Origin of the sequence: Marivita sp., assembly GCF_020055675.1 — a bacterium.
Lineage (GTDB): Bacteria > Pseudomonadota > Alphaproteobacteria > Rhodobacterales > Rhodobacteraceae > Marivita.
In genome coordinates, this window is record NZ_JAIPUS010000020.1 from 39,318 (window position 1) to 59,015 (window position 19,698).

General features: G+C 61.6%; 19 protein-coding genes. 5 read left to right on the forward strand and 14 right to left on the reverse strand.

Annotated elements, in window-relative coordinates; all coding sequences use genetic code 11:
• Positions 1 to 36 precede the first annotated feature (36 nt).
• Complete coding sequence (locus LCF59_RS12790) at positions 37 to 684, reverse strand: DsbA family oxidoreductase (RefSeq protein ID WP_292288000.1); 648 nt, start codon at positions 682 to 684, stop codon at positions 37 to 39.
• A gap of 66 nt (positions 685 to 750) precedes the next feature.
• The gene (locus LCF59_RS12795; RefSeq protein WP_292288001.1) at positions 751 to 2,259 is read right to left on the reverse strand and encodes a class I adenylate-forming enzyme family protein; all 1,509 of its coding nucleotides are present in this window, start codon (positions 2,257 to 2,259) and stop codon (positions 751 to 753) included.
• A 78-nt stretch (positions 2,260 to 2,337) separates the two neighbouring features.
• Between LCF59_RS12795 and LCF59_RS12800 the strand changes: the two genes are divergently transcribed.
• A complete protein-coding gene (locus tag LCF59_RS12800; protein ID WP_292288002.1) occupies positions 2,338 to 2,958 on the forward strand; it encodes a helix-turn-helix domain-containing protein in 621 nt (206 codons plus the stop codon).
• On the opposite strand, the gene LCF59_RS12805 is transcribed toward LCF59_RS12800, so the two are convergent.
• The 3 genes from LCF59_RS12805 to LCF59_RS12815 form a co-directional block, all read right to left on the reverse strand.
• The gene (locus tag LCF59_RS12805) at positions 2,914 to 3,201 is read right to left on the reverse strand and encodes a hypothetical protein (RefSeq protein WP_292288003.1); all 288 of its coding nucleotides are present in this window, start codon (positions 3,199 to 3,201) and stop codon (positions 2,914 to 2,916) included. The two genes, LCF59_RS12800 and LCF59_RS12805, sit on opposite strands and share 45 nt — an antisense overlap.
• A gap of 106 nt (positions 3,202 to 3,307) precedes the next feature.
• Entirely contained in the window at positions 3,308 to 3,424 is a 117-nt protein-coding gene (locus LCF59_RS12810; RefSeq protein WP_292288004.1) for an entericidin EcnA/B family protein, read from the reverse strand.
• Between the two features lie 3 nt (positions 3,425 to 3,427).
• Positions 3,428 to 5,245 carry an extracellular solute-binding protein gene (locus LCF59_RS12815; protein ID WP_292288005.1) on the reverse strand — a complete coding sequence of 606 codons (1,818 nt, stop codon included), beginning with the start codon at positions 5,243 to 5,245 and terminating at the stop codon, positions 3,428 to 3,430.
• Positions 5,246 to 5,725: 480 nt separating this feature from the next.
• On the opposite strand from LCF59_RS12815, the gene LCF59_RS12820 reads away from it, so the two are divergent.
• A complete protein-coding gene (locus tag LCF59_RS12820; protein WP_292288006.1) occupies positions 5,726 to 6,499 on the forward strand; it encodes a 3-hydroxybutyrate dehydrogenase in 774 nt (257 codons plus the stop codon).
• A gap of 85 nt (positions 6,500 to 6,584) precedes the next feature.
• The gene (locus LCF59_RS12825; RefSeq protein ID WP_292288007.1) at positions 6,585 to 7,616 is read left to right on the forward strand and encodes a patatin-like phospholipase family protein; all 1,032 of its coding nucleotides are present in this window, start codon (positions 6,585 to 6,587) and stop codon (positions 7,614 to 7,616) included.
• Positions 7,617 to 7,672: 56 nt separating this feature from the next.
• Here LCF59_RS12825 and LCF59_RS12830 read toward each other — a convergent pair whose 3' ends face one another.
• The 3 genes from LCF59_RS12830 to LCF59_RS12840 all read right to left on the reverse strand — a co-directional run bounded on the left by LCF59_RS12830 (position 7,673) and on the right by LCF59_RS12840 (position 10,244).
• On the reverse strand, positions 7,673 to 8,353 hold the full coding sequence (locus LCF59_RS12830) for a DUF502 domain-containing protein (RefSeq protein ID WP_292288008.1): 681 nt from the start codon (positions 8,351 to 8,353) through the stop codon (positions 7,673 to 7,675).
• Positions 8,354 to 8,435: 82 nt separating this feature from the next.
• Positions 8,436 to 9,353, reverse strand: coding sequence for a pseudouridine-5'-phosphate glycosidase (locus tag LCF59_RS12835; protein ID WP_292288009.1), 918 nt, complete (start codon positions 9,351 to 9,353; stop codon positions 8,436 to 8,438).
• A 3-nt stretch (positions 9,354 to 9,356) separates the two neighbouring features.
• Positions 9,357 to 10,244: a PfkB family carbohydrate kinase gene (locus LCF59_RS12840; protein WP_292288010.1), complete on the reverse strand. Its 888-nt coding sequence runs from the start codon at positions 10,242 to 10,244 to the stop codon at positions 9,357 to 9,359.
• 134 nt (positions 10,245 to 10,378) lie between these two features.
• On the opposite strand from LCF59_RS12840, the gene LCF59_RS12845 reads away from it, so the two are divergent.
• Entirely contained in the window at positions 10,379 to 11,560 is a 1,182-nt protein-coding gene (locus LCF59_RS12845; protein ID WP_292288018.1) for an aminotransferase class V-fold PLP-dependent enzyme, read from the forward strand.
• Complete coding sequence (locus LCF59_RS12850; protein WP_292288011.1) at positions 11,557 to 12,597, forward strand: ATP-binding protein; 1,041 nt, start codon at positions 11,557 to 11,559, stop codon at positions 12,595 to 12,597. Before LCF59_RS12845 ends, LCF59_RS12850 begins: the two co-directional genes overlap by 4 nt.
• A gap of 14 nt (positions 12,598 to 12,611) precedes the next feature.
• On the opposite strand, the gene phoB is transcribed toward LCF59_RS12850, so the two are convergent.
• The 6 genes from phoB to LCF59_RS12885 all read right to left on the reverse strand — a co-directional run bounded on the left by phoB (position 12,612) and on the right by LCF59_RS12885 (position 19,126).
• Complete coding sequence (gene phoB / locus LCF59_RS12855) at positions 12,612 to 13,301, reverse strand: phosphate regulon transcriptional regulator PhoB (RefSeq protein WP_292288012.1); 690 nt, start codon at positions 13,299 to 13,301, stop codon at positions 12,612 to 12,614.
• 16 nt (positions 13,302 to 13,317) lie between these two features.
• Complete coding sequence (gene phoU, locus LCF59_RS12860) at positions 13,318 to 14,037, reverse strand: phosphate signaling complex protein PhoU (protein WP_292288013.1); 720 nt, start codon at positions 14,035 to 14,037, stop codon at positions 13,318 to 13,320.
• Between the two features lie 4 nt (positions 14,038 to 14,041).
• Positions 14,042 to 14,839, reverse strand: a complete 798-nt coding sequence (gene pstB, locus LCF59_RS12865; RefSeq protein ID WP_292288014.1) for a phosphate ABC transporter ATP-binding protein PstB — start codon at positions 14,837 to 14,839, stop codon at positions 14,042 to 14,044.
• A 15-nt stretch (positions 14,840 to 14,854) separates the two neighbouring features.
• The gene (gene pstA / locus LCF59_RS17790) at positions 14,855 to 16,651 is read right to left on the reverse strand and encodes a phosphate ABC transporter permease PstA (RefSeq protein WP_367273397.1); all 1,797 of its coding nucleotides are present in this window, start codon (positions 16,649 to 16,651) and stop codon (positions 14,855 to 14,857) included.
• A gap of 12 nt (positions 16,652 to 16,663) precedes the next feature.
• Positions 16,664 to 18,040, reverse strand: a complete 1,377-nt coding sequence (gene pstC / locus LCF59_RS12880) for a phosphate ABC transporter permease subunit PstC (RefSeq protein ID WP_292288015.1) — start codon at positions 18,038 to 18,040, stop codon at positions 16,664 to 16,666.
• Between the two features lie 102 nt (positions 18,041 to 18,142).
• Positions 18,143 to 19,126: a substrate-binding domain-containing protein gene (locus LCF59_RS12885; protein ID WP_292288016.1), complete on the reverse strand. Its 984-nt coding sequence runs from the start codon at positions 19,124 to 19,126 to the stop codon at positions 18,143 to 18,145.
• Positions 19,127 to 19,698 lie beyond the last annotated feature (572 nt).

Consider the following 19,698-nt stretch of genomic DNA (forward strand, 5'->3'; position numbering starts at 1 on the left):
GCACCAAGTCAAATCGTGCAACAGCCCCGGCACGCCTCAGGCCTGCTGTGCCGCGTTCTGTTCCATGATATCATCCAGCACCTTGAGCCAGAGATCTGTCGGCTGTGCGCCGGGAACCGCATGCTGGCTGGCCACGATGAACGTGGGAACAGACGTCACCCCCATGCCGCGCGCAGCGGCATCGCGGTCGACAATGTCGCGCCGGTCTTCTTCGGTGGCAAGCAGGCGCAGCACAACGCTGGCATCCATGCCGCAGGAATCGGCGATATCGCCCAGAACGTCGGGATCGCCAATATCGCGCCCGTCGACGAAGTACGCCTTGAACAGCGCATCCACGACAAAGAGCTGGTGACCTTCGATCCCCGCCCAATGGATCAGGCGGTGCGCGTCCATGGTATTCGGTGTTTTTTCAATGGCTTCAAGGTTGATCTTCACACCGGCCTTTTCGGCGTGCTCCATCACCGGCGCATAGGCCTTTGCCGCGGCCTCCTGTCCTCCGAACTTGCTTTCGAGATAGGCGCGCCGGTCCATGCCTTCGGGGGCCATGTCCGGGTTCAGTTGGAATGGGTGCCAGGTGATCTGAAAGGGATGATCCGGCCTTTGCTCAAGCGCGCGATCAAGGTTGGCCTTTCCGATATAGCACCAAGGGCAGATCGGGTCGGACATGATATCGAGCTTGACCATGTGTGATTCCTCAAAAAAAAACGTTTTGACGCGTTTAGCAGAGGTCCGTGCAAATGATAACCCGCACTATTCCGTGCCGTGGTCGGGCAGGGCACGGCGCAAGAGTTTGTTATTGGCGTTCCGGGGCAAAGAGGCGAGCCGCCTGTACAGTCGCGGCTGCTTGTACCGGGCCAATTGGCTGGCGACAAAGCGTGACAGCGTATCGGTGTCGATCTCGGCATCGGCCACGTAGAACGCGGCAATGATACGGGTGTCGGGTTTGATCTCTATATTGGTGACGCCGACATCCTGAATGTCTGGGTGGCTCAGAAGCGTCGCCTCCACCTCGAGCGGGCTGACCCGGAAGCCCCCGGCGTTCATCATGTCATCTGCGCGGCCATGATAGAGAATGTCTTTGTTTTCAGTCAGTTCACCGGTGTCTCCGGTCAGGAACCAGTTATCCTGGAAGCGGGATGCCGTTTCTTCGGGCTGATCCAGGTAGCCCAGCATCATCCCCGGATTGCTGCGGTGAACGGCAATGATGCCCGACGTGCCGACGGGAACGGGGCCGTCTTTTCCCAGAATCGCGACGCGCCGCCCCGGCTGGGGCCAGCCAAGACTTTCCGGCGCAACCTGTGGCATGCCGGGCGCGGTCGAGATGAAGGTCGAACATTCCGACATGCCGAACGCCTCGAAGACCGGTGTGCCTGTGGCATTTTGCCAGGCATCACGGATCGCGGCGGGAAGTTTTTCCCCGGCCGAAAGGCCGTGGCGGAGCTTGGGAAGACTGGGCGTGTTCGACTTTAGAAAGGCCCTGTAAACCCCGGGTGTTGCGGCAAAGATTGTCGCGTCATGACGTTTGAGCAAGAGCGGCAATTGCGCGTGGGACACATCCTTGGCCGGGATCAGCGCGGTCGCCCCAAGGGTCCACGGATCCAGAAGCCCGGTGCCCATTGTATAGGTCCAGTTGAACGCTCCTGCGTGCATCAGCCGGTCGGTTTCGGCCAGGCCATACCAGCCATCCAGCATCATTCCCCGCGCCCAGATCGCGCGATGGGCATGGCACACTGCCCGCGGTTTGCCGGATGTGCCGGATGTGAAGATGATATATGCAAGCCGGTCAGGATCGCCGAAATCGAACGCAGCGGGAGGCGCGCCGTACCAATCCTCCATCCGGGCCGTACGGATGATCGGTCGGGACGCCGGGCAGGCGGTTTCACCGTCATGCAGGAACGCCGCCGGATCGGTCATGTCGACCAGCAGCTGCACCTCCGACGTGGTAAGCTGCGACGAGGTCGGAATCGGCACGATGCCCACCGCAATCGCGGCAAGGTAGGCGACCGGGAATTCGACAGTGTTTCCGACCCGCATCAAGAGCCGATCACCCTTTTGCAGACCGGCTTGTTGAAGCCCGGTGGCACACCCAAGGATGGCCTGTTTCAATCGCCTATAGCTCCAGCGTTCGGCCCCCGACAGCCGCAGCACCGCAAGCGCGATCTTGTCCGGCGCGCGATCCGTCGCGGCCAACACATGCGCCGCGAGATTGAAATCCTGCGGGCAGGGCGGGAAACGGTTATCCTGGACGACGGACTGCATGACGCATGGGTAGGGTGCATCCTGCGCTGTCGCAAGCCGCAGTTGCGGGCCGCATGGACGGTGGCTATAGAGATCGGCATGTCAGATGATCCCAAGAACCTCATCCGCATCGCACGCGACACCGGGATTCAGGACCAACCCGAAGCATTGAACCTGGGTTTGCGCGTGCGCGATTTGCGCAAGGCGCGGAACTGGACGCTGGAACAGGCAGCGCAGCAGGCGGGCCTGGCGCGATCAACGCTGTCAAAGATCGAGAACGGGCAGATGTCGCCGACCTATGACGCGCTGAAGAAACTGGCCGTCGGGTTGCAGATCAGCGTGCCGCAGCTTTTCACGCCGCCGCAGCGGGAAAAGATCAATGGCCGAATGGTGATGACGCCATTTGGATCAGGCCAACATCATGCAACGACCACCTATGAACACGAACTTTTATCCGAAACGCTGACCAAGAAGCAGATGTTGCCCTACCGGGCACGTGTGCGGGCGCGCAAGATCGAGGAATTCGATGGGTGGGTGCGGCATGACGGCGAGGAGTTTCTTTATGTCCTGACCGGGATGATCCGCCTGTTCACGGAATTCTATGAGCCGATCGAGATGCGCCGGGGCGACAGCGCCTATTACGATGCCACGATGGGACACAACGTGATCTCGGTGTCAGAGGACGACGCCACGATCCTTTGGGTGACTTCGTTGCTGTGAGATTTGCTCTGGCGTGCGGGCCATTTCGCTCGCCTGCCGCGCAAGGGATTCGACAAAGATCAGGTCTGCAAGCTCTTCCGACGCTTCACGCGGGGTCAGGTCATGCGTTTCGGCAAGGTGCCGGGTGATATCTTCCATATCATCCGACGGACGCGTCAACGTTTCGCCATTGAGAAACGGAAAGCGTACATGAAGACGGATCAGCGCGGCGTACCAGTTCCGGGAAAATTCAGACCTCGTCATGTTCAGGCTCCTGACTGTGTGCCGTCGTATGCCATAATGGCACAGCGTCAGCGCCGGTCAATAGACGTCTGCGGGCGCAGTCACCCGCAGAGGTGTTCACCGCCTGTCAGAACCAGCCTTGCACGGCCCGAGCACTGCCAGAGATATCCCGTCCCAGGCCCTCGACCGTTGCGCAGGCGGTGATACTGCACGCCAGCAGCATCAATAGTCCCCATTTCGGCATCGATCACTCCTCGTCCCACCACCAGACATCGGGTTGCCAGCCGATCCAGTCACCGTAGATCGGCAGCGCGTCGGGATATTTCAGCTCTTTCACATGGGCGATGCGGCTGATGTTCCACTGATAGATCGGAATCACGTAGCGCCCGGTGGTCAGCACGCGGTCAAGCGCGCGGGTGGCGGCGATGAAGTCCTCGCGCGACCCGGAATTCAGGATCGTGTCGATCATTTCTTCGGCCGCCGGTGAACACATGCCCATCCAGTTGCGGGTGCCCGGGGCGTCAACCCCGTCGCAGCCCCAGTAGAGTTTCTGTTCGTTGCCGGGGCTGAGCGAGAGGCCACGCCGGTAATATGTCATGTCAAAGTCATAGGTGTTCGTGCGTTCGCGAAACTGCGCGTTGTCAATGGTGGTGACGATTGGCGTAATTCCCATGCGTTCCAGCGACTGCGTGAACAGGTCGATGATCGCCTCATTTTCGGAACTGCCCTGGCTGAGCACGATTTCAAAGGTGAACGCTGCGCCATCGGGGCGCGTCATGACACCTTCCTCGATCGTGTATCCGGCGTCTTGCATCAAAGAGATCGCCGCGCGGATATTGCCCCGGTTCCGCTCTGTGCCATCGCTGACGGGCAGGGCGTAGCCATCCAGCGCGCCGGGCAGCAAACTGTCCTCGAACGGTTCCAGAAGGTCGCGCACGCGTCCGTCCGCCGCGCCGTCCTGCATCCCCAGAACTGAGTTGGAAAAATAAGAAGTGATGCGCGGCTGTTTGGACCCGGTCATGGTTTCGTTGATATATTCGAAATTGAACGCGTGGATCATCGCGTCGCGCACGCGCCAGTCGCTGAACGCATCGCGGCGCGTGTTCATCACAAACCCCGTGATCCCGGAGGGCCGTTCATGCGGGATCACCGATTTGACCACATCGCCGGTGTCGATGGCGGGGAAGTCGTATTGCGTGGCCCATTTCTCGACATTGAATTCCCGGCTTGAATTCAGTGCACCGGCTTTGAACGCTTCGAACATCGCGGTGCCATCGCCGTAGAACTCCATGCGGATTTCATCGAGGTTGGCCTGACCCCGCATGAAATTGACATCCTGGCCCCAGTAATCGGGATCACGCCCGAGACTGACGAAACGGCCGGCCTCGTAGTCGTCGATCACGTAAGGCGCGGTGGTGATGGGGATCTCGTCGATACCGGACGCGGCAAAATCCTTGCCCTCCCATTGTGCCTTTTTCAGGATCGGACGCATGCCGATCAGGAGCGCCATTTCCGGGTCATCTTCTTCAAAGGTGAAGCGAATGCTGCGCGGGGCGGTCTGTTCCATCGATGCGACCTTGGCCCAGGCGCCGTGATAGCGTGGATGACCGATGGTGCCGAGGGTTTCGTAGGACCACATCACGTCCTCGACGGTGACAGGGCTTCCGTCGGAGAATCGGGCCTCGTCGCGCAAGACGAATTCGACCCATTCGCGGTTCGGTCCCGTTTCGATTGATTCGGCCAGGAGCGCATAAAGCGAGAAGGGCTCGTCCCAGTTTCGGCCCATCAGGCCTTCATAGAGCAGGAACCGCAGTTGCCAAGGGGTCGAGCCCTTGGGGATATGCGGGTTGAGGCTGTCGAAGCCGCCAGTCTCGCCGGTGACGATCCGGCCGCCCTTGGGGGCATCTGGGTTTGCATATGGCAGAGACACAAAATCAGGTGGAAGCGCCGGATCGCCATACATAGCTATGCCGTGCCGAGGCTCGGCATGCGCAGAGTGCGCGGCCATCGTCAGGGCGAAGGCGGCGGCGCTTAGCTGCCAAATCTGGAAACAATTCGATCTCATTTTCGCAACGACCCCTGTCTGCCCTTGTTTTATTGCGCCTGACGGTAACGAGGCTTTCGTGGGTTTTCAAACTTTTAGCTTGGATCGGCGCGAAAGATTGCTTATAACGGGATCACTGCTCGATAGGTTTCTTGCCTGTATGAAACCTGCCTCAATAACTTGACCCCGGCCTCGTGCCGGGGTTTTTTTATCCCCATGACAGGTGATCGGTGCCGACGCAACGGTCGACATGTTGGGCCGAACACGCCGCGCGGGCCGCTATATATGGGTTTGGGCGATGCCGCTGTGTTGCTCGCGCCACCGCCCGCTGTTGCGCCGGAATTGTCGGTCAGGCCTGAGACCAGCATCGCGATGCCGCGCGCGGAACGATTCGCCCGAGCCCGGCGCGCCCCTGTCTGATCGCCGGCAACACCCCTTTGTGTTATGCAGGCGCGGCATGTAAATTGCTGCACAAGCAAACAACGCAAAGAGGAAGCGAACATGTCGCTCAATGGGAAAACGGCGATCATCACCGGGTCCAATTCGGGAATCGGTCTGGGCGTGGCGCATGAACTGGCCCGCGCGGGCGCGAATGTGGTGATCAACTCTTTTACCGACACGGCCGAGGATCATCGCCTGGCCGAAACCATCGGCAAGGAGCACGAAATCACCGCGCGCTACATACAGGCGGATATGTCGAAGCCGGAGCAGTGCCGCGCGCTTATTGAGCAAGCCGGTGGCTGCGATATCCTTGTGAACAATGCTGGGATTCAGCATGTCGCACCGGTCGAAGACTTCCCGACGGAAAAATGGGACGCGATCATCGCGATCAACATGTCCTCGGCCTTTCACACCACCGCCGCAGCCTTGCCGATGATGCGCCGCGCAGGCTGGGGCCGGATCGTCAATATCGCCAGTGCACATGGCCTGACCGCGTCGCCGTTCAAATCGGCCTATGTGACGGCAAAGCACGGGGTGGTCGGCCTCACGAAGACAGTGGCGCTGGAGACCGCGAGAGAGCCGATCACCGCGAACGCGATTTGTCCCGGGTATGTCCTGACCCCATTGGTGGAAAGCCAGATCCCGGATACCGCCAGGAAATACGAAATGTCCGAGGAGGAGGTGAAGCAGAAGGTGATCCTCGAGCGGCAGCCATCGAAGGAATTCGCGACGGTCGAACAGGTTGGCGGCACCGCGGTGTTCCTGTGTTCGGCTGCGGCCGCGCAGATCACCGGCACGACGATCTCGGTCGATGGCGGCTGGACCGCGCTTTGACCATGCGCTTCGCAAGGCGGTGCGAGGGGCCAGCCCCTCGCGCTCCCCGGAGTTTACCTGGCAAGATGAAGGAGCGCGCGGCAACATGGTAAAGATCAACCTGGCGCTCCAGGGGGGCGGCGCACATGGCGCGTTCACCTGGGGGGTGCTTGACCGGATTCTCGAGGACACGGACATAGAGATTGCGGCGATCACCGGCACCTCTGCCGGGGCGCTGAACGGGGCGGTGGTGAAATCCGGCCTTGTGCGGAACGGCCGCGAGGGCGCGCGCGAGTCGCTGGATTGGCTGTGGACGCAGGTGGCGCGGCTGGATGAACTGAGCATTCCGAAATGGATGCAGGCCTGGCTGCCAACGCCAGGCACCATCAGCAACTCCATCGAATATTCCCCCGGTTTTCTGATGAGCGATACCTTCAGCCGGATGATGTCGCCCTATGCGTGGGGGCCATTTTACGACAATCCGTTGGAGAAGATCGTCGACCAGCTGGATTTCGACACTGTCTGCACGACGAAAGGGCCCCAACTCTACGTCTGCGCCACCAATGTGCGCGATGGCAAGGTGCGGGTTTTCGAAGGCGACTGGATTTCCACCCAGAGCATCCTGGCCTCGGCCTGCCTGCCAACGCTGTTCAAGGCGGTCGAAGTGACAGATCCGCAAACCGGCGAGGTCGAGGCGTTCTGGGATGGCGGCTATACCGGCAATCCGGCGCTTTTCCCGCTCTATCACAACGATTTGCCCAAGGATGTGTTGATCATCAATATCAACCCGCTGCATCGCGACACGGTGCCGAAGATGCCGAACGAGATCCAGAACCGGATCAACGAGATCAGCTTCAATTCGTCACTGCTGCGCGAGTTGCGGGCGATCGAGTTCGTGCAACGCCTGGTCTCTGAAGGCACGGTCGCCGACGGCGCGATGAAAAAGATGCGGGTTCACATGATCGCGGATGATCAGCTGATGAATGATCTGTCGGTGGCGACGAAGATGGTGCCGGTGCCGTCGGTGATCGCGGCGTTGAAAGCCGCCGGACGCCAGGCGGCGGATACCTTCCTGTCGCAGCACAAAGCGGATCTTGGCACGCGGCAGACGGTGGATCTGGTCGAGATGTTTGGCTGAGAGGGGCTTTCGGGACACCGTTGACGGCGGGTGGGCGGCACGCGGCGAAACCGAGGTCACGCGGCCTTGACGGGCCGGGTCGGATCCTTGTCGTTAGGATAGACAAGCCCGGCGGAAATCACCAGTTTCGCGGCGTCTTCGATGCTCATATCAAGTTCGATCACGTCTTCTTCGGGAAAGAACAACAAAAATCCCGAGGTGGGATTTGGCGTGGTGGGCACGAAGACCGAGACAAGCCGTCCCATCGTTTCGGCACGGCGCGCCACCTCGCCGCGCGCATCGGTGGAGATAAAGCCGATGGCCCAGATCCCCTTGCGCGGATACTGGATAAGGCAGGCCTTTTCGAAGCTGCGGTCCGACTGGGCAAAGATCGTTTCGGCGATCTGTTTCACGCCGCTATAGATCGACCGGACCACCGGCATGCGCTGGACAAGGCTTTCGGCGAAGCGGATCAGCGACCTTCCGATCAGACCCTTGGCAACCCAGCCAATGAAGATCGTGAAAAACAGGAAGAAGATGACGCCGATGCCGCGCAGGTTAATGCCGATATATTGCTCGGGATTGAACCGGTCGGGCACCAGCGGCAGGACAAAGCCGTCGATCCAGCCCATGATCGACCAGATCAGCCAGATTGTCAGGCTGACCGGCGCGATGACGACAATTCCAGTGAGAAAGCTTGCCCGAAGGCGGGCAAACATGCCGGGTTTGCGGCGCTCTGGCTGAAATGGGGTGGTCATTTGCAGTCCGTCTGTGGTTCCTGCGGACCCTAGGCGGTTCCCGGTTGCTCTACAATGTTTACGCAGCCCAAGGCTCTGAAATTCAACGCAGAGACGCTATTTCCTGTGCACTTTGCGCCCCCAGCACGGCATTGTTCAACACCAGGGCGATATTCGCGTCGAGCGATCTGCCGTCTGTCAGCTCGTATATCCGTTGCAGAAGGTACGGCGTCAGCGCCTTGCCCGAGATCCCATGCGTGTCTGCGTCCTTGGTGGCGCGGGTAATGATCGGGCGCATCTCGGACTGCGGGATCTCGGCGTCCCGGGGAATCGGATTGGCGACAAGCTGCCCGCCCGGCAGGGACAGGGCGCGGCGCATCTGGTGGGCCTTGGCGATGTCCAGCGGGGTATCCACGCGCAGCGGCGCCTTGAGTGTCGCGCCTCGTGACCAGAACGTGGGAAGCATGTCCTGCCCATAGGCCATGACGGGAACCCCCAGGGTTTCCAATACTTCGAGAGTTTTCGGCAGATCGAGGATCGCCTTGGCCCCGGCCGCCACGACCGTGACCGGGGTCTGCGACAATTCCTGCAGATCGGCAGAGATATCGAAACTTTGATCGGCACCGCGATGCACGCCGCCGATGCCGCCGGTGGCAAAGACCGAAATCCCGGCAAGACGCGCCGCGATCATCGTCGCGGCGACGGTGGTCGCCCCGGTGCCGCCACGGGCCATGCAGACGGCCATGTCGGCGCGGCTGAGTTTTGCGACCTGTTTGGCTTGCGCCAGCGCATCCAACTGACCGGCATCCATGCCAATGCAAAGCCGCCCGTCCAGTACGGCGATTGTCGCGGGCTCCGCGCCGTTTTCGCGGATCGTGGTCTCGATCGCGCGGGCCGTTTCAAGGTTCTGCGGCCAGGGCATGCCGTGGGTGATGATCGTTGATTCCAGCGCCACAACCGGCGCACCGGTGTCGAGCGCCGTCTGGACGGCGGGTGAGATATCGAGGGGCAGGGCGGTCATCGGTCAGGTTCCTCCGGCAACATAGGCTGCGGCAGTCGCGAGCGCGCGGTGCAGCGCCAATTCTCGCGGAGCGCCGCGTAATTCGGACGCGATATGGGCCGCCATGAACGCATCGCCTGCGCCGGTGACGCGCGTGACCATCACCTCTGGCGGACGTTCGGCAAGGAGACCCTCCGGCGTGGCGTCGCAGGTGACATTGCCGCCATCGGTGACCAGGGCGCGCGCCGCCCCGCGTTCGATCAGTGCGGCGCCCGCCTGCGGGGCGCTGTCGAAGCTTGCCTGGCAGAGCAACCCGGCCTCTTCGAGATTGACATAGAGCGTGCCATGCCCGCTGCGGATGAAGGGCAGGAGCCGTTCGGCCTTGCCGGGTGACGCGGGGGCGATGCGCAGGTCGGCCTTGGAAAAGGCGGGGTGGTGCGCGATCTGGTCCAGAAGCATTTCGGTCAGGTTGCCGTCAAGCGCGATGGGACCGGGAAACGGGGCTTCGACAAAGCCCAGCGGCCCGTCGATCAGCGGGCGCAGAATCTTGTCGCCCGCCTGTTCCAGCGAATGGGCATCGGCGATGGCCGCGGCGAGGCCATTGGCCCCTTCGATGGCCATGTATTGGTCGGTGGGAAGATCGTCGGAGCGGTAGACCTGGTCTGTCACAAGGCCCAGACGGTTGCAGGCCGACACAAGCTCTTCGCCTTCGGGGTCACGGCCAACGACACTGAGCAGGGCAGGGGTCAGATCGAATCGCGCCAGCGTCATCGCGATATTCAGCGCCACGCCGCCCGGCAGCCGCGTGATGTGGCCGGGCACGTCGCTGCCGGGCTTCATGTGTCGGTCGGATCTGCCGATAACGTCCCACAGGACGGATCCGATGCAGAGGATATCAGGGCGCTTGGTCATGCATCGTGTCATCGCCCGATGCGGGGGGCTGCGCAAGTGCCGGTTTTCATATTAGGCCGATGCAGGCCCCATTGTTGCGCCACTCGCTTTGTGGCAGGGCTTCGCCACGAATTGAACGGAGTTCTGCGACAATGATGAAACGCACCCTCATGCGCCCGGATGGTCTTCCCGACAGCGCATCCACACCGGTGGTCACACCGCTGATCCCGTCGGTTGTCTATGCCAGCGAAACGCCGGATCGGCTGGACGATCAGTACGAGGGTCGCGCCGATGGCTACACCTATGCGCGCGAGGGGCATCCGAACGCGGATGTGCTGGCCCGCCGGATCGACGCGATGGAAGCGACGCCCGAACCCGGTCTGGTGGTCGGGTCGGGGATGGCGGCTGTCACGGCGGTTCTTCTGGGTCTTTGCAAGAGCGGGGATCACGTCGTGGGGGGCGACCAGCTTTACGGCCGGTCTCTGCGCATGATGCGGGACGACTTGCCACGGCTGGGGATCGAGACGACGCTGGCCGATCCGACCGATGTCGACTCGTTTGCGGCGGCGCTGCGGCCGAACACGCGTCTCGCCTTGATCGAGGTGGTGTCGAACCCGACCTTGCGGATCGCGGATGTGCAGGGGATTGCGGATCTGTGTCGCGAGACAGGGGTGCTTCTGGTGGTGGATAATACGTTTACCACGCCGCGGGCGATCAAACCGTTCGAGATGGGCGCAGACGTGGTGCTGCATTCGGTCACCAAGCTGCTGGCCGGCCATTCGGATGTCACGCTGGGCTGGGTCGCGGCGCGTGGTGCGGATCAAGCCAAGGCGATCTATGACTTTGCGGTGACAACCGGCCTGACCCCCAGCCCGTTCGATTGCTGGCTCGCGGAACGCGGGCTGATGTCCTTTGACCTGCGCTTTGACCGGGCCGAGGCAACGGCGGCGCGGCTGGCTGACCATCTCGCGGCGCAAGACGGCGTGAGGCGCGTCCTTTATCCCACACGTCCCGATCACCCGGACCGCGCACGCGCGCAGGGGCTGCTGCGGGGACGCGGGTGCAACATGGTGAGTTTCGAGCTGGACGGCGGGCGTGCGGCGGCCAACGCCTTTACCAAGGGGGCGGACCGGATTGCCTTTGCGCCGACTCTCGGGGACGTGGGCACCACGCTGTCGCAGCCGGCGTCCTCGTCGCACCGAGGTTTGACGCCCGAGGGGCGCGAAGCGCTTGGTATGACCGAAGGTTTTTTCCGCGTCTCCGTCGGCTTGGAAGACCCGGATGCGCTGTTGGCGGCGTTTGACGCCGGGCTGGCGGCCGCGGCATCCGCAAAATGACGGCCGCGCCCCGCGATATCCTGATGACCCTGGGCATCCCGGCGCTGTTGATTGCGCCGGATGAAGCGATTTTCGCCATCAACGAGGCGGCTGAAAAGCTGCTTGGCCGCAATATCGAGGGGCGTCATTTCATCACCGCGCTGCGCCAACCGATCCTGTTGGAAACAATCGAACAGGTGCGCGAGGACGGCAAATCGCGCGAGGCGCGCTACCTGACCAATGACGGGCAGCACGATATAACCTACCGCGTCACCTGCGGTGCGGTGCCCATGGACGGCCGGCATGGTACGCTCGTGTCCTTCGAGGATATCACCCCGATGGAGCAGGCGGGACAGATGCGCCGCGATTTCGTCGCCAATGTGAGCCATGAACTGCGCACGCCGCTGACGGCGCTTCTGGGGTTTATCGAAACGCTACAAGGCCCGGCCCGCAACGACGCCAAGGCGCAGGAGCGATTCCTTGGCATCATGGCCGCCGAAGCCGAGCGCATGAACCGGCTTGTGTCGGACCTGTTGTCGCTGAGCCGGGTCGAGGCCGAAGAACGCGTGCGACCGCTCGACAGGATCGATCTTGGCGCGGTTATTCAGCAGACGCGCCACAGCCTGTCGCAATTGGCCTCCGAAAAGGACATCGAGGTCAGTGTGACCCTGCCGGACGACCCGGTGATCGTCCCAGGTGACGAGGATCAGATCCGACAGGTCATGACCAATCTTGTCGAGAACGCGATCAAGTATTCCGACCGCGGGTGTTTTGTCCGTATCGCGCTTGGAACGCCCGACTACGAGAACCGCCTGCGCGGCAGAGGTGTGCGGATCGAAGTAAGCGATACCGGGCCGGGCATCGACACCGTTCACTTGCCGCGCCTGACCGAACGGTTCTACCGGGTGGACAGCCACCGATCCCGAGAACTGGGCGGAACCGGTTTGGGTCTGGCGATCGTGAAGCACATCGTGAGCCGTCATCGCGGCCACTTGCAGGTGGATAGCCAGTTGGGCAAAGGCACCACGTTCAGCGTTATCCTGCCGGTCGGCGACTGACCGCCGGCAGACGATCAGCCGAGCGCGTATCCCGCACCGCGCACCGTGCGCAACGGGTCGCCGCCGCCCGCCATGGTCAACGACTTGCGCAAGCGGCCGATGTGCACGTCCACGGTGCGCGTATCGACATAGATGTCGCGGCCCCAGACCCGGTCGAGCAATTGTTCCCGCGACCAGACCCGTCCCGGCTTTTCCATCAGCGTGGACAGCAGGCGGAACTCTGTCGGCCCCAGCTTGACCTCGGAGCCGTCGCGGGTGACCCGGTGGGTTTCGGCGTCAAGGACGATATCATCGAATTCCAGCCGCAAACCGGCGGCAGCCGGACGTGTCCGGCGCAATTGCGTGCGCACACGGGCCATCAATTCGACAATGGAATAGGGTTTGATGACATAATCATCCGCCCCTGTTTCAAGCCCCCGCACGCGGTCCACTTCCTCGGATCGGGCGGACAGCATGATGATCGGGACATTGCGCGTGTCCGCCCGGGTCTTGAGCTGGCGGCACACCTCGATCCCTGACACGTTGGGCAACATCCAGTCCAGCACGATGATATCGGGCTGTTCCTCTTGCACCAACATCAGGGCCTCTTCGCCATTCTCGGCTTTTGCGACGCGAAATCCTTCGGCTTCAAGGTTATAACCAAGCACTTCGCGCTGCGCGGGTTCGTCTTCGACGACAAGGACGGTGGGTTGAACGGAGTTCATGGGGTATTTGTCTCGGTTAGGATGAGGCCGACAGACCTGCATCCGATGATGTGACATCTTCTTTCTTGCGGGGTTCATCCGGTTTTTCGCCGGTTACGAGGAATACGACCTGCTCGGCCACAGAAGTTACGTGATCGCCCATGCGTTCCACGTTCTTGGCGATAAAATGCAGATGCATGCATGGCGTGATGTTGCGCGGATCCTCAAGCATGAATGTCAGGAATTCGCGGAACAGGGTGTTATACATCTGGTCCACGTCGATGTCACGCTCGATCACGTCACGGGCCAATGCGTCGTCGCGTTGGATATAGGCATCCAGCGCATCCTTGAGCATGATCTGCACATCCCGCGACATGCGGCGCAGCTGCGACGAGGCCCCGCTGATCGCCGGCATGGTCATCAGAACCGCGTTGCGCTTGGCCAGGTTCTTGGCCAGGTCACCGATGCGTTCGAGATTGGCACTGATCCGCATGACCGACAGGATGACGCGCAGATCGACGGCTGTTGGCGCGCGCAGAGCGATCACGCGCGCCGCTTCCTCGTTCAGAAGGTCTTCCAGTTCGTCGATCGTCTTGTCATTGGCACGTACCTTGTCGGCCAGTTCCTGGTCGCGGGTTTCCAACGCCTGGGCCGAATCGAGGATGGCTTGTTCGACCAGCCCGCCCATCTTCATGATCCGGGCCTGGATCCCTTCAAGATCGCGATCGAATGCGCTTGCGATATGTTCCTGGTTCACGATCTTATCCAATCCGTCCGGTGATGTAGCTTTCGGTGCGGCTGTCTTCGGGGTTTGTGAAAATCTTCGGCGTATCGCCGTATTCCACGAGGTTGCCCAGGTGAAAGAACGCGGTTTTCTGGCTGACGCGCGCGGCCTGTTGCATCGAGTGGGTCACGATCACAACGGCGTAGTTTTGGCGCAGTTCGTCGATCAGTTCCTCGACCTGGGCGGTGGCGATCGGGTCCAGCGCGGAGCAGGGTTCGTCCATCAGCAGAACCTCGGGTTCGGTGGCGATGGCACGCGCGATGCACAGGCGCTGCTGCTGGCCACCCGAAAGACCGGTGCCGGGTGCATCGAGCCGGTCCTTGACCTCGTCCCAAATGGCGCCCCGGCGCAGGGCCCGTTCGACGATGTCATCGAGCTCGGCCTTGTTGCGGGACATGCCGTGGATCTTGGGGCCATAGGCGACGTTATCGTAAATCGACTTGGGAAAAGGGTTCGGCTTCTGGAACACCATCCCGACCTTCGCACGCAGCTGCACCGGGTCGATGCGCTTGTCATAAATGTCTTCGCCGTCGATCAGGATGTCTCCCTCGACGCGGCAGACGTCGATCGTGTCATTCATCCGGTTGATGCAGCGCAGGAAGGTGGACTTGCCACATCCCGACGGGCCGATGAAGGCCGTCACGGTGTTGTTCTCGATCTCGACCGACACGTCCTTGATCGCGTGGTTGTCACCGTAATAGACCTGCACGTCCTTGGCTTTGATTTTGACGTCCGTCACGACCGTCTCCTGTGTAGTATTTGGTACATCGTACATGGGGATTTATGTCCTTTACCAGCGACGTTCGAACTTGCGGCGGAGAATGATGGCAACGAGGTTCATGACCACGAGGAAGGTCAACAAGACGCAAATCGCCGCCGCGGTCTTAGCCTCGAAGGCCCGTTCCGGGAAATCCGACCAGCGGAAGACCTGCACCGGCAGGACCGTCGCGTTGTCCATGATGCCCGTAGGGACCTCGACGATGAAGGCCACCATGCCAATCAGCAGCAGCGGTGCGGTTTCGCCAAGTGCTGCGGCCATACCGATGATCGTGCCGGTCAGGATGCCGGGCATCGCCAGCGGCAGCACGTGGTGGAACACCGCCTGAACCTTGGAGGCCCCGACGCCCAGGGCGGCCTCGCGGATCGAAGGCGGCACGGCCCGCAAAGCGGCCCGCGAGGCGATGATGATCGTCGGCAGGGTCATCAATGCCAGAACGATCCCGCCCACCAGCGGGGCAGAGCGCGGCATCCCGAAGAAGCTGAGGAAGACCGCCAGCCCGAGCAGACCGAAGACGATCGACGGCACGGCGGCCAGGTTGTTGATGTTCACCTCGATGAAGTCGGTGAAGCGATTGCGCGGCGCGAATTCCTGCAGGTAGATCGCGCCCAGCACCCCGACCGGGAAGGTCAGGCTGAATGTCACGAGCATGGTCCAGAACGAGCCCACGACCGCGCCCCAGATGCCCGCAAGCTCCGGCGCGCGGCTGTCAGCGGCGGTGAAGAAGCGGGTGTTGAAGACCCGCTCGATCAGGCCTGCTTCATTGAGCGTTTCAGCCCAGGCGATCTGATGGTCGCTGAAGGGGCGATTGGACTCGGGCAGTTCCATGATACGGAACGACCAGGCCTCGCTGTCCTCGATCGGCAGGGTGACCCGGGTGAGCAACTCGCCCGAGGCCTCCGCCCGGTTGACCTCGGTCAGGCGTATCCATCCGCCGCCGGCCTTGATGAAGAGCGACACGTTCTCGTCGTCAACCTCTTCGGCACCGCCGGCACCGTCGGCGCGTGCCTCGAGCGCCTCGGCCTGGGCGATCAGAGCGTCACGCCGTTCGCGTGCGAGGTCCTGAGCGGCCAGTTGTTCGCTGCGCTCTTCTTCGGTTTCGGCCGCCTCGGCCCGTTCGCCGTAGACCCGGATCGCGTTTTCCTGGCGGCTGGCTTGACGACGCAACCGGTCTGCATCGACGTAAAGCTGGGACTTCACCTGGCGCAGGGCATCGCTGAAGTCATTGGCACTCGTCGATATGGCGAGGCTGCCGTCTTCAAGCTCTGAAACCGACAGCAGGCCGTTCACCGGCTGGCGGTCGAGCTGCCCGTAAGCCCCTTGCTTGTAGAGGTCCAGCGTGTCGGACCCGATCAGCGGGAAGTTGATGCTCTGCCCCAGCAGATCGGGGTTCGCTGCAACATGATCCGCCAGTTCGAAGTTTGCCCCGCCGGAGACGAGGTCGTGCAGCTCGCGCCGTTCCTGGCGCCCGGTGGCGAGGGGGAAACGCTCTTCCAGGCCACGCTCGATCAAGCCATCAAAGTCGGCGCGGCGGATGACTTTCGGGTCCGAGCTTGCGGTGACCCCGAGAAACTCGGTATCAAGCTGGATTTCCTTGTCGAGGTAAGTGGAAAAGAGCGCCCCGCCAGCCTGGAACACAACCGTGGAAAGCAGGGTGATCAGCGCTGCGGCCGCGATGCCGATGGCGGAGATGCCGTAGATTTTCAACCGCAGTTCGGCGCGGCGCCGCTTGCGCAGACGAGCCGATCCGCCGGCAAGGCTGCTGCGGCGCGGCGCAGCGTCGGGGATATTTGAAGCGAGGTCAGCCATGATCAGGTCCCGTCAGTCGTAGGCTTCGCGGAAGCGGGCAACCAGCCGCTGTGCGAGCATGTTCATCAGAAGTGTCATCACAAAGAGCGTGAAACCGAGCGTAAAGGCCGGGCCAGCGGCCGTCTTCGCCTCGATATCACCGGTAATCAACGCCACGATCTGCACCGTCACGGTCGTCATCGCCTCAAGCGGATTGCCGGTCAGGTTGGGTCCCTGGCCCGCGGCCATGACCACGATCATCGTTTCCCCGATGGCCTTGCTGACGCCCAGCACGATCGCCGAGACGATCCCAGGCAATGCGGCGGGCAGGACCACCTGCCGGATCGTCTCGGCTTTGGTCGCGCCAAGGCTGAGTGAACCGTCGCGCAGGCTTTGAGGGACGGAGTTGATGACGTCATCGCTCAGCGATGAAATGAAGGGAATGATCATGATCCCCATGACCATGCCGGCCGCAAGCGCGGATTCGGACGCGATCGGGACACCGATTGCCTTGCCGGCATCGCGCAACAAGGGAGCGACGGTGATCACCGCGAAAAAGCCATAGACGACCGTCGGGATACCGGCGAGCAATTCCATGACCGGCTTGACCACCGCCCGAACTCGTTGGTTGGCGAAATCCGACAGGTAGATCGCCGCGAACAGGCCGATCGGCACTGCCACCAGCATCGCGATCAGGGTAATCATCAGGGTGCCCGCGAAAAGCGGCACGATCCCGACCTTGTCGGCATCCATCTCGCCCTCGAAGACACCGGACAGCGGGCTCCAGGTGGTGCCGAAGAGGAACTTGTGAAGCTGCCAGTCGATGGCGTCGAAAAATCGGACCGTCTCGAAGATCAGCGACAGCACGATTCCGATGGTTGTGAGAACGGCAACCGTTGCCATCACGGCCAGACCCCTGCGGATCATGTTTTCCGCATAGATCCGCGCGCGAAGCTCGATCGTGATTTGTTGGTACGTCCACCAGGCAACTGCGGCAACCGCGCCGATCGTCGCCAGCGCCGTACCCCAGAGGCGTGTCGCGTTCATCCACGAAAATGAACTCGCAATCTGTTCGCGCAGCATGTCGGTAGAGGACGCGACAGTGCCCTGCGCGATGCTGCGCGCATCCGACAGGACAAGGTTCCATTGAAGCGGGCCGTCATCGGGCAGGGCATCGCTGACCCGACCGATCAGGGTTCTGTGGATCAGCGTTTCGCCAAGGACCGTCAGAACAAGCAACACACCCCAGCCGGCCAGCATAACCCAGAGCATGCTGTGCATCCCGTGGTGCTGGGGTCTGGAGTGCAGGCGTTGACCCGTCGCCGACGACAGCGCATTGGCGTGTTGCTGCGAGACGTAAAACGCGACAATCGCCGCGACCGGGACGAAAACAAAAAGGGCGAATATCATGCAGGGACCCCAGTGTGACCCGTTCCGGCAGGGAATAGGGTCGAACGTGATTGAAAATGCCGGGGGCGGCACGCCGCCCCCAGCCTTGTCCGATCAATCGGATCAGTAGTTCTCGGTCGTCAGAGCCGGCAGCTCTTCGATGGCTTCAAGGTTCGCCTGCTGGGCTTCCTCGGACACCGGGATCAGGCCGACATCGGCGAGGTAACCGTCCGGACCCTGTGCGCTGACGAATTCACGGGCGTATTCCTTGATGCCCGGGATGACGCCAACGTGGGCGTGCTTGATGTAGAAGTACATCGAGCGCGACACCGGGTAGGCGTCCGACGCGATGGCCTCGAAAGTCGGCTCGACACCGTCGATCACGACACCCTGCAGGGCGTCACGGTTCTGATCGAGGTTCGAGAAGCCGAAGACGCCAAGCGCGTTTTCGTTCGCTTCGAGCTTGGAGACGATCAGGTTGTCGTTCTCACCGGCCTCGACGAAGGGGCCATCCTCACGGATTTCCATGCCGGCACCGCCGCAGTCTTCACCACCGGCCTCTTCACAGCCAACTTCCATGACCAGCTCTTCAAAGGAATCACGGGTGCCGGATGTCGGCGGGGGGCCTTGAACCTCGATCTCGATGGCCGGAAGGGCAGGGTCGATGTCGGACCACATGGTCGGCATCGGGCCTTCGGCGGCCAGCGCTTCCCAGACTTGGGCCTTGGTCAGATCGAACTTCGGGCCATCAGCGGAGTTGGCCATCACGAGACCGTCGTAGCCGACCAGAACCTCGGTGAAGTCAACACCGTTCTCGAGGCAGGTCTCGACCTCGGACAACTTGACGCGACGCGACGCGTTGGTGATGTCGGGGTGCTCGACGCCAACGCCGGCGCAGAACAGCTGCAGACCACCGCCCGAACCGGTCGATTCGATGACCGGAGTTTCGAAATCGGTGGAGTTGCCGAACTGCTCGACGACTGTCGTGGCGAAGGGGAACACCGTCGACGAACCGACGATGCGGATCTGGCTGCGATCCTGCGCAGCCGCGGCAGTTGCGGACACGGCTGCAACGGCAAGTGCCGATACGGCGAGTTTTACGGACATTACGTTAACTCCTTGTTTGAACGTCTCGCGGTCATCACGTGATAACCGTCGGCGCCGGATCTATTGGTGTTTCGCCATGCTTTTGTGACAAACACGTAACAGTTTGATGACAGACGCCGGTGTGAGGCTGGAAAATCTGCAACATCAGGTTAAACAATTGATTTCACGATAATATTTTTATCTTTCTGCAATGCGTCGGAGTTAAAATACGAAACCGATCTGGTCTTGCGGGCGAAATATTCGCGAGTGCACGACGGTTCAAAAGGAAGTCTGTAACAGATGTCGCCGCGTGTCGGAGAATCGCGCGACTCGGTGCATGCGCGCCGTTGCCAGCCTGTGACCGGCGCGCGCCTCGAGGGGATTATCAAGAGCGACCGCTATCTATCGGACAAGACGGAATAATAGGCCGAAAGCCGGTCTGGGATGTGCCCCACTGGATTTCAAGTGTAAACACCATTCAGAAATGTCACTGGGTTTGCTAAGCAGGAATGTCACCGCCGGGTGCGACGGGAGCAAGGCTTTTGAGCCCGTAGACCCCAGATATCGAAGGGCTGAAAAGCCTTGCGGGGGTC